We start from the raw sequence: 13,553 nt of genomic DNA, 5'->3' as shown, positions 1-13,553 counted from the left end.
GAAGGGACCGGCTGGAGATATTATAACACTCTGGGAGCCTGTGAGGTGTGAGGGGTAAGGAGTGAGGAGGAAAGGCCTGTGTCGGGTCTGCCCTTTCGCCTAACTTCTCACCTGTTTGCTCAGGCCTTAAGCAAACGTGCCGCTTCCTTGGCGTGATAGGTGATGATGAGGTCCGCGCCGGCGCGTTTCATGCCGAGCAAGGTCTCCATGATCACCCGATTCTCGTCGATCCAGCCCTTGGCGGCCGCGGCTTTGATCATACTGTATTCGCCGGAAACGTTGTAGCAGACCAGCGGCAGGTCAAAGTTGTCGCGTAGATCACGGATGATATCCAGATAGGCCAGCGCCGGTTTAACCATCAGGAAGTCGGCACATTCCTGGACGTCAAGCTGGGCTTCGCGCAGCGCCTCGCGGCGGTTGGCGGGATCCATCTGATAGGAGCGGCGGTCACCGAACTGTGGGGTAGATTCGGCGGCCTCGCGGAAGGGACCGTAGTAGGCGCTGGCGTATTTGACCGCGTAGCTCATGATCGGAATCTGCTCGAAGCCATTCTCGTCGAGAATTTCGCGTATCGCCTCGATCCGGCCATCCATCATGTCCGAGGGGGCAATAATGTCGGCCCCGGCCTGGACATGACTTAGGGCCTCGGCGGCGAGGAGCTTGAGGGTTTCGTCATTGTCGACGTCGCCGTCCTTGATGACGCCGCAGTGTCCGTGATCGGTGTACTCGCACATGCAGACATCGGTGATGACGGTCAACTCGGGGACGGCGGCCTTGATCGCGCGTACCGTGTTTTGGATGATCCCCTTCTCGCAATAAGCGTCGGAACCGACCGCATCTTTGGTCTCGGGGATGCCGAACAGCAACACCGCCTGGATGCCGAGAGCGTTGACCTCCTGGGCTTCGGCGACGATATGTTCGATCGACTGCTGGTAGATACCCGGCATCGAAGAGATCTCCTTTTTGATGTTCTGGCCGAAGGCCGAGAACATCGGGTAGATCAAATCTTCAACACGCAGGTGGGTTTCGCGTACCATGTTGCGCATGTTGGCGTTACGCCGCATGCGGCGGGCACGATAGGCTGGAAAGTACATGTGTGACTCCTTGTAACATGTGAGGAGTGAGGGGTTAGACGTGAGGAGAAAATACAAAAGCACAAAAGGGCTAGCTAATCGCTAGCCGCCTTAAGTCCGATTCCTCACGGTTCCTTGTAATAGTCAACCATTGCCCCGACCAGATCGTCAAGGGTTGACTGCTCTGGCTCAAGGGCAACTTCAAAGCCATGTTTGCGAATGGTCCCTGACGTCAGTGGACCGATAGAGAAGAATTTGGTGCCCCCCTGCAAGGTCTTCAATTCGTCGCCGAACATGGCCTGCAGATTGTCGAAGGTCGAGGAGGAACTGAAACAGATGGCATCCAGTTCTCCGGATTCCAGCAGGTGGCGGATCATATCCCTTTTCTCCAGAGTGGCGATGGTCCGGTAGATGATTGGCGCATCTACCTCGGCTCCCGCGGCGGTCAGGCTGTCGGGAATCAGTTCGCGGGCGATCGCGGTTCGCGGATAGAGGAAGCGTTTGCCGTCGACGCCAGCGGCGAGGAGTTCTTCGACCACCCCTTCGGCGCGAAAATTCTGTGGCACCAGATCGGGGCTCAGTCCGTATTTTTCAATCTCTTTGGCCGTTTTGGGTCCGACGGCGATGATTTTGACCCCGGCCAGTGCGCGCAGATCCAGACCGAGATGCTTCATGCGTCCGAAAAACGCCTCGACCCCATTGGCCGAAGTGAGAATGACCCCATGATACCCCCCGAGGCGGGCGAGGCTCTGGTCGCAAGGGGTCCAGTCTTCAGGGGTGGCGATTTCGATTGTCGGGATGCAGATGGTTTCGGCTCCCTGCGCCTGCAGTAGCGCGACAAAGGTAGCCGCCTGGGCTCTTGGGCGGGTGATGAGAAAGCGCTTGCCGAAGAGCGGCAGATTGTCGTACCAGCGTAACTCTTCGCGGTAACGCACGACCTCGCCGATAATGATCACCGCCGGCGGTTCCATCCCTGCTGCCGCGACCTGTTCGGCTATCTTATTCAACGGTGCGGTCAGGGTCCTCTGCCGCGGCAGGGTTGCCCATTGGATTACGGCGACCGGGGTATCGGCGGCACGACCATGCTTGATCAGCTGTTCGCAGATCATCTTCAGGTTACTCATCCCCATGTAGAAGATCAGGGTGCCAAGTCCCGTCGCAAGCTTCTGCCAGTCGAGGCTCGAGAGTTTACGCTCGGGGCGTTCGTGGCCTGTCAGGAGGGCGAGGCTGGTGGTTGTATCACGGTGGGTCAGCGGGATTCCGGCATAGGCGGCGGCGGCAAAACCGGCGGTGACGCCGGGGACGACTTCGAAGGGGATCTGATGTTGGCGCAGAAAGGCGGCTTCTTCACCGCCGCGGCCGAAGACGTAGGGATCTCCGCCCTTAAGGCGCGCAACCTGGAGTCCGGCGCCAGCCTTATCGACCAGCAGCTGGTTGATCTCTTCCTGGGGGACACTGTGTTGGCCACGGCTCTTGCCGACATAAATTTGTTCGGTTTCGGGGCGTGCGTAACCGAGCAGCACCGGGTTGGCCAGATAATCGTAGATGACAACATCGGCCAGAGCCAGGCAGTCACGCCCCTTGACGGTCAGCAGCCCCGGGTCGCCGGGGCCGGCACCAATCAGGTAGACCTTGCCGGAGTTCAAGCCTTGTCGTCCTCATTATTAAAGGTTTCGCAACCGTAGACCTCATTGAGGATCGGACCGGCCCCTTTGGCGAGCAGTTGTCGGGCGAGCGCGACCCCGGTGGCTACGGCATCAGAGATATGACAGCTCATGCTCTGCTTGATCATCTGCTGGCCGTCACAACTCGAGACCAGCGCGGTCAGCTCAAGTTGATCGCCGTTGACCTTGCCGAAGGCGGCGATCGGAACCTGGCAGCCCCCTTCGAGGGTGGACAGGACCGAGCGTTCGGCGATGACGGCGGCGGCCGTTTCAGGATGGTTGAAGAAATCGATCAGGGCGTTGGTTTTATCGTCCGTCAGGCGGCTCTCAATCCCCAAGGCCCCCTGACCGATGGCCGGCAGGCAAACCCTGGGATCCAAATATTCGCCGATCTGATCAGTATAGCCTAGTCGGTGCATCCCGGCAGCAGCCAGAACCACGGCATCAAGATTATCCTCGACCAGTTTCCCTATCCGGGTTTGGACGTTGCCACGGATATCGAGCATCTTCAGGTCAGGACGCAGGCTGAGCAGTTGCGCCTTACGCCTGAGTGAGCTGGTGCCGATCCGTCCACCTTGCGGGATGTCGTTGAAGCTTTTGCAGCCCTTTTTAAGCACAATGATATCACGCGGATCTTCACGCTCGGTGATGCAGCGCAGGCCGGTCCCTTCAGGGAAGAAGGTCGGAACATCTTTCATTGAATGCACCGCAATATCGATCTCGTTGCGCAGCATCGCCTCCTGGATCTCTTTGACGAACAGTCCTTTACCGCCAACCATGGCCAGCGGGACATCCAGAATTTTATCCCCTTTGGTTTTGATCTTGGTCAGGGTGACTTCAATCTCGGGATAACGCTTTTCTAGCTCATCCTTGACCCAGTTGGCCTGCCATAAGGCAAGGGCGCTGGCCCGGGTTCCGATACGCAGAATCTGCTTTGCCATGGGGAATACTCCTTTAGTTATGCGTGCTGTCGCTGTCGACGGGGTCGGTGTTTTCGACGGTCGGAGCGGGCAGGGCGAAAAGGGTGCGGACGGCATCGATATAGCGTTCGCCGTCTTCTCTGTGTTGTGCCTCTTTGAGGATCGAGGTCGGTTGATGCAGGACCTTGTTGATGATCGCACGGGTTAGTGCATCGATCGCTTTGGCGGTTTTGTCGTCAGCCGCGAGATTGGAAAGGGTCTTCTGTACCTCGCTCTGGCGCAGATCTTCGAGCTTCTGACGCAGGGCGACGATGGTCGGTTTGACTTCAAGGGTCGAGAGCCAGCGATAGAACTGGATAATCTCTTCGTTGATAATTGCTTCGGCCTTGTCGGCTTCCTTTTTACGCTCTTTCAGGTTTGCCTGTACAACTCCCTGCAGGTCATCGACGTCGTAAAGGTAGATGTTGTCGATCTTGTTGCACCCTGGTTCAATATCGCGCGGCACAGCAATATCGATGAGGAACATCGGTTTGTTGCGCCTTAGTTTTATGACTTTGGCGAGTTTTTTCGCTTCGAGGACATAACCTGACGCCCCGGTTGAGGAGAGAACAATATCAGCCTGATGGAGTTGGTCCTGGAAATTCTCGAAAGCGACCGCGCGACCTTTGAACTCTGTTGCCAGTTTTTCGGCGCGGGCAAAGGTGCGGTTGGTCACCAGCACTTCGGCCACACCATTGTTGATAAAATGCTTGGCCGCCAGTTCACACATTTCACCTGCGCCGATGAGCATAACGGTTTTGTCTTCGAGACGATCGAAAATCTTGCGCGCCAGTTCGACTGCGGCAAAGGGGATCGAGACAGCATTGCTGGCGATAGCGGTTTCGGTGCGCACCCGTTTGGCGACTGAAAACGCCTTGTGCATGAAACGGTTGAGAATCAGGCCGGCGGTTTTAAATTCACTGGCGTACCCGTAGGCGGTTTTGATCTGGCCGAGGATCTGCGGTTCGCCGATGACCATCGAATCGAGGCTCGCCGAGACGCGTAGCACATGCCGGATGGCCTCTTCGCCCTGTTTGTCATAGAGGTGCTCCACCAGTTCGTCAAACGGGAGGTTGTGGTATTCGGCCAAAAAATGTTGTAGTTGAGCGATTCCGCGCTCGGGATCACGGCTGGTGGCGTAGAGTTCGACCCGGTTGCAGGTTGAGACAATGATGGCTTCATTGATAGAGTCAAGCGCCAGCATCTGGCGGAGGGGTTCGGCCATTCCGTTTGGGGCAAAGGCGACTTTCTCGCGAATTTCAACCGGGGCTGTTTTGTGGCTGAGCCCCATGACCAGTATATTCATTTTAGATTTCCGAATCCTAAAGGATCTGATCTAGGGTTTGCCCATGAGAGCGTCGAAAGTGTGCATGCCGTTGAGGAGGAGGTTAACCCCCAAAAAGGTGAAGACCAGGCAGGCAAATCCGATGATGGCAAAGATTGCTGCACGTCGTCCGCGCCAGCCGATACTGAGGCGCCCGTGCAATAGCGCGGCATAGACAAACCAGGTCATTAGCGCCCAGGTCTGTTTGGGGTCCCAACTCCAATAAGTCCCCCAGACCGATTCTGCCCAGGCGGCGCCCGAGATAATTCCAAGCGTCATCAGGGGGAAGCCGTAGGAGAGCGCACGGTAGTTAATGTTGTCGAGGGTGTCGAGGGAAGGCAATCGATAGTAGAGCGTCGAGAAGCGTTTGCTTTTGAGCATGCGATCCTGCAGCAGGTACATGATTCCCGCACCAAAGGCGAGAGCGAAGGCGGCATTGCCCAGGAAGGCGAAGGTGACATGGACCGGGAACCACCAGGAGTTGAGAGCCGGATTTAACGGTTCGACAACCTTGGGGGAGATGCCGCTGCCGAGCATGGTGATCACCGCCAGCACGCTGGAGAAGGCCCCCATCACCGACAGCCGGTAGCGCAGGTCGAAAAACAGAAAGATGGCAACCAGGCACCAGGCGAAAAAAGCTAAAGATTCATGCAAGTCGGTGACCGGCGTATGACCAATCCGGACAAACTCAACGATGAACCCGACCATTTGAATCAACGCTCCGGCCAGTAAAAACCAGCGTGCAAACTGCCCTGGTTTCTCCTTGCGCCCGACGACATGTAGTAGATAGAGAACGGTTGCAATCAGGTAACAGAGAATGACAGTTTTGAAGAGGATGATGTGTGAGCTCATGGCGTCCCTTCAGGAAGTTGGAAATGCAGGTCTTGCAGGGAGAAGCCTGCACCGAAATGTTTGAGAAGCAACCTGTCGAGTGCGGCACTATCAGCCCGCTCGATCAGAGAGAGTAACCCCTGGTCGATCAGTTTCAGTAAAACCTGCTGATTGTAGGGAATCTGACCCCGTTCAGTCAACACCTTTCGCCGGATAATTCCTGCCAGTTTAGTGGCGGTCTGCCAGCTGTCGGGCACCATGTTGTTCAGGAGTTGCGTCAAAACCGCGACCAGCGCGGGGCTTTCCCCTCCGCTCGAGATTGAGAAACTGAGCGGCGGACGTCGCAGGTGTGTCGGGCAGATGAAATCCGATTCAGTTGCACTGTCGGTGCGGCAGCAGAAAATACCGGCCTGCGCTGCATCGGCAGCGATACGGGCATTGGTAGCGGCATCGTTGGTGGCAGCAAAAACCAGGCGCGCTGTGGCAAGGTCGCGTGTTTGATAGGTCCGTTGATGGTGTGAAAGGCGGGGGTGTTGCGGTAAATCTGGATGGACCAGGGGGTCAATCAATTTGACGACCGCCCCGGAGTTAAGTAGATCGGGAAGTTTGCGCCGGCCGACACGGCCTCCCCCGATCAGGACGACAAGCTGATTTTTGAGCCTGAGTTCGATGGTGTATCCGGACAGGGAAGCGGTCTCTTCCGCGTGGGTTCTTTCAGGATCAGACGCCAAACAGTTCCCCTTCGACCAGCTCGCAGATCAGGTGTCCACAAATCAGGGCCAATTCGGCGAGGCGGGCCGGGGAATCACCCGGCAGATTCAAGGTCAATGCTAGTGGATGGCCTTCTGCAAGACCTTCATTATGCTCAGGGCCGACCAACACCAGAATCCGGTTTTCTTCAATTTGTTCAATCAGATAACTGATTTGTGGCGAAGGCTTTTCACTGTTAAAAATCAGCAGCATATGTTCATTGCCGCTGTGGCTGCGATATTCACGGCCCAGAATTTCATGCGGTTGCTGATCTGCCAGTAGCGCCGCAGTGAAGGCCGGATTAACCCCGAGGGCAAACGCAGGCAGAGGAGGACGTTCAAAGCTCAGGCGGTGAGCAAAAGCGATGGCAAGTTGTTGGGCTACTGCTTGCAGGGGGCCGTTGCCAGCCAGAATCAGTTGACCGCCGCGCGCGAAAATTTTGGCCAGCTGTTGACTGATCTGGATCAGGGTTCCCCCTTGTTTGGCGGCGAGATCATCGATCTGGGAATTAATTATGCGACAGTTATTTAAAAGGCGGTCCTGCATTGCGATTTATCCCTCTCTTTCCCCGGGTCCAGGCCAATGATAGGGTGGAGATGAAGGACTGTCAAGAAAGCTGATTTAATTCACAAGTCTTGATTTTTTCGTCGGGTCCTTTATAGTTAGGCGAGTAAGAAATAATTAAATTCTAGGCGAACTGATTAAAAGGAGATAGGTCGATGGCAGGAGATAAGGTGCTCGAATTTACCGATAACAACTTCGAAGCAGAGGTGCTGAAATCCTCTCAACCGGTACTGGTCGATTTCTGGGCGACTTGGTGTGCCCCCTGCAAGGCGATTGCTCCGGTGGTGGATGAACTGGCTGGTGTCTACGATGGTCGGGTAAAAATCGGTAAGGTCAATGTAGATGAGAATCAGGCGACTCCGGGGCAGTATGGTGTCCGCGGTATTCCGACGCTGATTTTGTTTAAGGACGGTCAGGTGGTTGATCAGTTGGTCGGTGCCGTTCCGCGCAGCCAACTCGAGGCCTTGCTTGAAAAGGCGCTCTAAAAAAGGATTGAACGTTTATCAGTTAAAAAGGCCTCAGGGTAAGCAACCTGAGGCCTTTTTTTTGGAGTTGGGCGGGGTCAGTCCTGAATTGTACCCAGCAACTTTATAATCTCATCCTTCTGCTCTGCTGCAATCCGGCTTGCTTTCAGCTTGTCAAGGAGTTGTGCTTTTTCTGCGCGCGCACTTTGCAGATCCCGGTCCGCAGTTTGAATCGTCTCGCGGGATCCATACTCCCTGCTGCGCACTGCCTTGTAACGGGAGCTGATGGCGTTGTCGTAGGTCGTCACCAGCCTGTCAGCCTCTTTTCTCAGGTTAGCGGCTTCCTGCTGACGGGCACTGATCTCTTGTTGCTGCAGCTGCAACTCCTGTTGAAATTTCCGGCTGGTCTGAGGGTTATCTTTCGGTGGCGGGACGTAGTTGACCTTACCAGGGTCTTTTTCGTCCAGAGTCTCTGCCTGGAATCGGCAGTCCGCAGGAAGGCTCATCAAATTGTCCGCCACGTGTAAGGTGCCATCCTTGCCCCGGCACGAAAAGGTCTCAGCCTGGGTTCCTGCCGGAAGGCACAGCAGGAACAGGCTGCAGACCAGAATTATTTGTTTCATAACGACCGCTCCTCCGGGCCCTTTTTTATTCAGCTTGGACTGGGCCTGCTTGTAGTTTAGCAACAAACGAGTGGGTGGCAACACTTGCCTCAGAACAGTCTCTGGCTGTCAAGCAGCAGGGTGACAGGGCCATCATTGACCAGTTCCACCTGCATTTCTGCCTGAAATTGGCCGGTTTCAACCCGGACCCCTTCGCGCTGCAGATGGAGGATGAAGTGTTCGTAGAGCGGAATGGCCAGGTCTGGCAGCGCCGCCTGTGAAAATCCGGGACGACGCCCCTTGCGGCAATCACCGAGCAGAGTGAATTGCGATACGACCAAGGCTGCGCCGCCTGTCTCCTGTAGAGACAGGTTCATCTTTCCGGCCTCGTCTTCGAAAATTCTCAAGCCTGCGGATTTAGTCGCCAGATATTCAGCCTCGGCAGGGGTATCGTTTCGCTCTACACCAAGTAGAATCAATAGCCCTGGGCCAATCTTGCCGATGCAGTGCCCCTCAACATGAACCTGAGCCCGGCTGACGCGTTGAATAACCGCCCTCATGCCAATACCTCTTTGCTGAGCTGACGCAACAGGTTGAGGTTGCGATGGTCCTCACAGTGGTCGGTTCCACTCGGGGTCTCGATGACGCCGGGAACATTACTTACGCGTGGATCTTGCAACAGGGCTGCGAAGCCCGTCGCGCCGATCTCTCCTCGTCCGATATGCTGGTGCCGGTCAATGCGTGAACCGCAGCCCTTGATACTGTCGTTCAGGTGGAACAGGGCGAGTCTGGTGAGTCCGATTCGAGCGTCAAACTCATTTAGCACCGCTGTGACCGCCTGTGGACTGCACAGGTCATAGCCGGCGGCAAGCACGTGACAGCTGTCGAAACAGACCGCGAGGTTGGTATAAGGGCTGGTAGCAATAATTTCGGCCAGGTGCTCGAACCGCCAGCCCAGATTTGTCCCTTGTCCGGCGGTTGTTTCAAGCAGAATTCGCACATCCTGCCCGGTGCGTTCAAGGGCCTGCCCCAGGGCGGCACAGACCCTCTGCAGCCCGGTGCTCTCTCCGCTTCCGAGATGTGAGCCCGGATGCATCACCAGGTCGCCAATGCCGAGGGTCTTGCAGCGCTTCAGTTCATCGACAAAGGCGTCAATCGAACGCTGCCAACTTTCCGGGTCGGGGCTGGCCAGGTTGATCAGATAGCTGTCATGCACGGCCATGTAAGCGATGGAAGACTTGGCACGGGCGAATTTGAATCGTTCGACCGCGTCAGGGTCGAGGGGAGGCGCCTGCCAGCGACTGGCATTTTTGCTGAAAATCTGAACGGCGCCGAGTTGCAAACCAGCGGCGCGTTCGATGCTTCGGTCAATGCCTCCAGCAATTGAGACATGGCAGCCCAGGGGTCGTTGAACGATCATGGGGTTGTTCCCTGAGCATTGCGCATTTTGAGCCAGGGACCTATTTCGGCGGAGCGAGAAAATTGGGCATCAACGAAACTCCCTGCTGGTTCAGGCCCAATGAGAAGTGTCGTCATGCCGAACTTTTTGGCGGTTTTCAGATTGGCCGGCGAATCTTCGATCATGACGCAGTCCTTTCCCTGCAGGCACAGCTGTTTCAATACTTGCTGGTAGGGGAGAGGGCTCGGTTTCGGTTGATAGTCGGCAATGCGGATATCGAAAATCTCTTCAAAATGCTGACGAATCCCCAGCGCGCTGGTAACCTGCTCGGCATGCTGACGCGAGCCGTTGGTGAAGACAAAGCAGGGTTGATCGAGGTTTTTGAGTGTTTCTTGCAGTTCGAGATCGGGTGAAAGCCGTTGTCCGATATCGAAGCGATGAACGTATTCGAGGTAGTCTTCGGCATCAGCGGCATAATGGCGAATTAGGCCCTGCAAGGTGGCACCATAGTCCTGCCAGTACTGACGGCGCAAAGGGTCGACCTGGCTTTTCGGGATGCCGACAACCTCTTCCATATAGCGGTTGATGCGGACATCAATCAGGGCAAACAGATTCTTATCGGCCGGATAAAGCGTGTTATCCAGGTCAAACAGCAGGGCCTTCATTTGGGGTCCCAGGGGTAGTCGCCCGTGAAGACCTCGGCCGCCGGACCCGTTAGGTAGATACAGTTGTCAGCGGCCCATTCAAGTTCCAGCGGGCCACCCTTCAGGTGGTTGGTGATTTTACGGTCGGTGCGACCACTTAAGACGGCCGCTGCAGTGACGGCTGAAGCACCTGTCCCGCAGGCCAGGGTTTCACCCGCTCCGCGTTCCCAGGTACGTTGTCGCAGTTCACAATTCGAGATCACGCTGACAAATTCGACATTGGTCCGGCGCGGAAAGAGCGGATGATTTTCGATCAGCGGTCCGACCGTGGCGACAGGAAAGTTATCGCAGTCATCGACAAAGATGACGCAGTGCGGATTTCCCATCGACAGGCACCAGCCTTGATAAACCTGGCCACCTGCCTCAATATTGATCCCCAATGCCTCAGAATTTGCTTCTCCAGTCATTGGGATTTCGGCTCGCCGCAGATGCGGTTGTCCCATATTTACGCAAACTTTATTGATCTTCTGGTCTTTTCCACAGTGCATCTTGACCGGCATGATCCCTGCCCCGGTTTCGACCCTGATTTCAAGCCGATCAACCAGTTTGTGATCCCAGGCGTATTTTGCAACGCAGCGAAGGCCATTACCGCACATCTCCGCTTCGGAACCATCGGCGTTGAACATTTGCATGCGCAGGTCTGCTCTGCTGGAGGGGAGAATCAAAATCAGGCCATCTGAGCCGATACCGAAGTGTCTTTCGCTGACCGCTGTCGCCAGTTGAGACGGCTGTATGATGGTCTGCTTAAAGCCATCAATATACACGTAGTCATTCCCCGCGCCGTGCATTTTGGTAAATTGCATGGATAAGGCTCCTTGCCGGTTGTCGTAGGCGAAAATCCTCTGCTACTATAAACGTGTGTCGCCTCCCGCGACAACCGCTAAGAATTTTCGCCTCCGGGCGCAAAAAGGAGAAAACGGAGCATGGCCTACAATCTGAATACGAAAATTTGGCAGACCGGTGCCCTGGAGTGGTGGGGGATGATTGAAAATCAGGATATCTATCTTGGCTCACGTGAGTTTCCTCAGCCTCCCGATGAAGGGGATGAGTGGCGAGTCGTGGCGACCGGCGATCGCTTCAAGATTATCAACAGTGAAATTTGTCGTATTGCTGTTGGGGAGGAGCAACCTTGGTAATGCTTGAAGTGCTGCAAATTCCGGCGGGGCCGATGGATAACTTTGCCTATTTGGTTTTCTGTCCGCAGACGCGCAGGGCGGTTGTGGTTGATCCCTCCTTTGCCCCTCAGGTTGTGCTCGCAGCGGCATACGAACGGCAGTTGCAAATTGTCGGTCTGCTCAATACCCACGGGCACCATGATCATATTGCCGGCAATGATGAGATTCTGGCCGCCGTTATGGTGCCGCACTGGGGACATCCTTTCGACCTGCCGGCTGCCAAAGAGGCTCTATTGGAGGGGACCATCGTCCCCGTGGGGGAGGGAGGTATTCGGGTCATGCATACGCCGGGGCATACACCGGGCTCGGTTGTGCTGCATACGGGAGAGGGTCTAATCACAGGTGACACGCTGTTTGTTGGCCGCTGTGGGCGGGCCGATCTGCCGGGGAGTGATGTCAACAAACTCTATGACAGTTTGCAACGGATCAAGCTTCTGGATGGAGCCCTCAAGGTCTATCCGGGGCACAATTATGGCGCGCGTCCGATCTCGACGATTGCCGATGAGCGGCGCGAGAATAATTTTTTGAGCGCCCCGGATCGTGAAGCATTTATCCATTTGCGGATGGGATAAACAGAAGAAACAAGCTTCCTTAAAAAAAAGGCCGCCATTGCTTGCGCAGTGGCGGCCTTTCTTAAAGGGAATTTCAGGGCGACCCCCTTATTTGTCCTTCTCATCAAAATCGAGCGAATCAAGCGAAAAGTCCTCTTCGCTTTCGGCAAAAATGTCGGCGGCAGGATCTTCGTCGGCATCAAAGCCGAATTCTGCCGGACTCACAGCGCTGGATTTGGTTGTATTCTTTACCGCAGGGGCGGCATCGGGTTCATCGAAGGAGAAGTCATCTTCAGAAAGGGCGTCGTTGTCTTCGGCCACTGGGGTTTCAACCGGGTCCGCCGCGACAGAAACTTTTTCTTCTGATGCTTCGGGGGCGGGGAGAGTCTCTTCGACATCGTCCTCAGAGGCGACTTCTTCAAAGAGTTCATCAAAGGCGAGGTTTTCATCGTCTTCACTGTCACCCATAAAATCAAAACCGAAGTCGTCGACGTCCTCGCCTGAACCTTCGTCGGCAAAATCATCGAGCCCGACATTGCCTGCGGTTGCAGTCGCTACTTCAAGAATTTCTTCTGCAACGGTTGAGGTCAGTTCCATCGGCATCTCAGCAAGCAGAACGCTTCGGATGTTAAAGCGGGCTTTATGCTCGGCCAAGTCTTTACCACATTTTTTACAACTGTCGAGATGGTCGAAACTATTGTAGCCACATTTGGGGCACTTCATGACAATTCCTTTCCATGCGTTCTGGATGAAAAGCTGCCGGTTTCTTGAGAAAAATCCCCATAAATATATTGTAAAATCGACAGGATGGCAAGCCCGGCAGTCTCGGTGCGTAGAATTCTTGGGCCAAGACGAACAGTCTTGAATCCGGCGGTTTGTGCCTGAGCTGCTTCGGTGGCCGAAAATCCACCCTCGGGCCCGACCAGTACGCTGATGGACGCCGGGGGTTGGATAGGGAGTAATTCTGAAAGAGGTGCGGTTTCTTCTTCCCAGAGCATCAATTTTAACTCGCCAGTGGCCTTTTTAAGTGCGCTTGTCAGGTTGTCACTGATGTCGATTGCCGGAGCAAAGGGTTGGCCACATTGACGGCAGGCTTCGTGCACGATCTTCTGCCAGCGCTCCACGCGACCATCTTTTCTGGTCTGAGGGATCTTGACCATTGTTCGCGCACTCGGAGTTAAAATAAATTTCGATAAGCCGAGCTCGGTCCCTTTTTGCAGAACGAGCTCCAATTTTTCTCCCTTCGCTAACCCTTGAATCAATTCAATTCTAAGCTTTGGAGGCGTTTGGTACTCAAGATTCATAACCCTTGCCTGTTGTCCGGTCGTTTCAAGTCGACAGAGCGCGATGCCGCCAGCACCGTTAAAAAGTTCGAATTCATAACCCTGTGTTTGGCGCAACACGGTTGAGATATGCCGAAAGATATCTGCGGGGAGGTCAAAACTCGTTCCTGGCTCAGGCGGTAGTTGTGAGAAGAAGAAGCGCCTCATCAG

General features: G+C 55.3%; 17 protein-coding genes. 3 read left to right on the top strand and 14 right to left on the bottom strand.

Features of this window, described 5'->3' with window-relative positions:
- Positions 1-119: 119 nt before the first annotated feature.
- The 7 genes from hemB to D888_RS0114170 all read right to left on the bottom strand — a co-directional run bounded on the left by hemB (position 120) and on the right by D888_RS0114170 (position 7,147).
- Positions 120-1,094: a porphobilinogen synthase gene (gene hemB, locus D888_RS0114200; protein WP_020677231.1), complete on the bottom strand. Its 975-nt coding sequence runs from the start codon at positions 1,092-1,094 to the stop codon at positions 120-122.
- Positions 1,095-1,198: 104 nt separating this feature from the next.
- Complete coding sequence (gene cobA, locus D888_RS0114195; RefSeq protein ID WP_020677230.1) at positions 1,199-2,719, bottom strand: uroporphyrinogen-III C-methyltransferase; 1,521 nt, start codon at positions 2,717-2,719, stop codon at positions 1,199-1,201.
- A complete protein-coding gene (gene hemC, locus D888_RS0114190) occupies positions 2,716-3,678 on the bottom strand; it encodes a hydroxymethylbilane synthase (RefSeq protein WP_020677229.1) in 963 nt (320 codons plus the stop codon). The genes cobA and hemC overlap by 4 nt, the downstream gene beginning before the upstream one ends.
- Before the next feature lie 13 nt (positions 3,679-3,691).
- Positions 3,692-5,002, bottom strand: a complete 1,311-nt coding sequence (gene hemA, locus D888_RS0114185; protein ID WP_020677228.1) for a glutamyl-tRNA reductase — start codon at positions 5,000-5,002, stop codon at positions 3,692-3,694.
- A 30-nt stretch (positions 5,003-5,032) separates the two neighbouring features.
- A complete protein-coding gene (gene ccsB / locus D888_RS0114180; RefSeq protein ID WP_020677227.1) occupies positions 5,033-5,872 on the bottom strand; it encodes a c-type cytochrome biogenesis protein CcsB in 840 nt (279 codons plus the stop codon).
- Positions 5,869-6,582 carry a precorrin-2 dehydrogenase/sirohydrochlorin ferrochelatase family protein gene (locus D888_RS23270; RefSeq protein ID WP_020677226.1) on the bottom strand — a complete coding sequence of 238 codons (714 nt, stop codon included), beginning with the start codon at positions 6,580-6,582 and terminating at the stop codon, positions 5,869-5,871. The genes ccsB and D888_RS23270 overlap by 4 nt, the downstream gene beginning before the upstream one ends.
- Positions 6,572-7,147, bottom strand: a complete 576-nt coding sequence (locus tag D888_RS0114170) for a phosphoheptose isomerase family protein (RefSeq protein ID WP_020677225.1) — start codon at positions 7,145-7,147, stop codon at positions 6,572-6,574. Before D888_RS0114170 ends, D888_RS23270 begins: the two co-directional genes overlap by 11 nt.
- A gap of 173 nt (positions 7,148-7,320) precedes the next feature.
- Between D888_RS0114170 and trxA the strand changes: the two genes are divergently transcribed.
- Positions 7,321-7,650, top strand: a complete 330-nt coding sequence (trxA, locus tag D888_RS0114165; RefSeq protein ID WP_020677224.1) for a thioredoxin — start codon at positions 7,321-7,323, stop codon at positions 7,648-7,650.
- Between the two features lie 77 nt (positions 7,651-7,727).
- Here trxA and D888_RS0114160 read toward each other — a convergent pair whose 3' ends face one another.
- From D888_RS0114160 to dapF, 5 genes are all read right to left on the bottom strand, one after another.
- The gene (locus D888_RS0114160; protein WP_020677223.1) at positions 7,728-8,252 is read right to left on the bottom strand and encodes an HlyD family secretion protein; all 525 of its coding nucleotides are present in this window, start codon (positions 8,250-8,252) and stop codon (positions 7,728-7,730) included.
- Between the two features lie 89 nt (positions 8,253-8,341).
- A complete protein-coding gene (gene dtd, locus D888_RS0114155; RefSeq protein ID WP_020677222.1) occupies positions 8,342-8,791 on the bottom strand; it encodes a D-aminoacyl-tRNA deacylase in 450 nt (149 codons plus the stop codon).
- A complete protein-coding gene (locus tag D888_RS0114150) occupies positions 8,788-9,651 on the bottom strand; it encodes a deoxyribonuclease IV (protein WP_020677221.1) in 864 nt (287 codons plus the stop codon). Before D888_RS0114150 ends, dtd begins: the two co-directional genes overlap by 4 nt.
- Complete coding sequence (locus D888_RS21775; RefSeq protein ID WP_020677220.1) at positions 9,648-10,295, bottom strand: pyrimidine 5'-nucleotidase; 648 nt, start codon at positions 10,293-10,295, stop codon at positions 9,648-9,650. The genes D888_RS0114150 and D888_RS21775 overlap by 4 nt, the downstream gene beginning before the upstream one ends.
- The gene (dapF, locus tag D888_RS0114140; RefSeq protein ID WP_020677219.1) at positions 10,292-11,137 is read right to left on the bottom strand and encodes a diaminopimelate epimerase; all 846 of its coding nucleotides are present in this window, start codon (positions 11,135-11,137) and stop codon (positions 10,292-10,294) included. The genes D888_RS21775 and dapF overlap by 4 nt, the downstream gene beginning before the upstream one ends.
- A 120-nt stretch (positions 11,138-11,257) precedes the next feature.
- Between dapF and D888_RS0114135 the strand changes: the two genes are divergently transcribed.
- Positions 11,258-11,470 carry a hypothetical protein gene (locus D888_RS0114135; protein ID WP_020677218.1) on the top strand — a complete coding sequence of 71 codons (213 nt, stop codon included), beginning with the start codon at positions 11,258-11,260 and terminating at the stop codon, positions 11,468-11,470.
- The gene (locus D888_RS21770; RefSeq protein ID WP_020677217.1) at positions 11,470-12,081 is read left to right on the top strand and encodes a hydroxyacylglutathione hydrolase family protein; all 612 of its coding nucleotides are present in this window, start codon (positions 11,470-11,472) and stop codon (positions 12,079-12,081) included. The genes D888_RS0114135 and D888_RS21770 overlap by 1 nt, the downstream gene beginning before the upstream one ends.
- A gap of 87 nt (positions 12,082-12,168) precedes the next feature.
- Here the strand turns inward: D888_RS21770 and D888_RS0114125 are convergent, their stop codons facing one another.
- On the bottom strand, positions 12,169-12,783 hold the full coding sequence (locus tag D888_RS0114125; protein ID WP_020677216.1) for a hypothetical protein: 615 nt from the start codon (positions 12,781-12,783) through the stop codon (positions 12,169-12,171).
- Positions 12,780-13,550 (bottom strand): 16S rRNA (uracil(1498)-N(3))-methyltransferase, encoded by a 771-nt coding sequence (locus D888_RS21765; protein ID WP_020677215.1) that lies wholly within the window; start codon positions 13,548-13,550, stop codon positions 12,780-12,782. Before D888_RS21765 ends, D888_RS0114125 begins: the two co-directional genes overlap by 4 nt.
- Positions 13,551-13,553 lie beyond the last annotated feature (3 nt).

Origin of the sequence: Geopsychrobacter electrodiphilus DSM 16401 (assembly GCF_000384395.1) — a bacterium.
Taxonomy (GTDB): domain Bacteria; phylum Desulfobacterota; class Desulfuromonadia; order Desulfuromonadales; family Geopsychrobacteraceae; genus Geopsychrobacter; species Geopsychrobacter electrodiphilus.
This window is presented reverse-complemented; position numbering and strand designations above follow the sequence as displayed.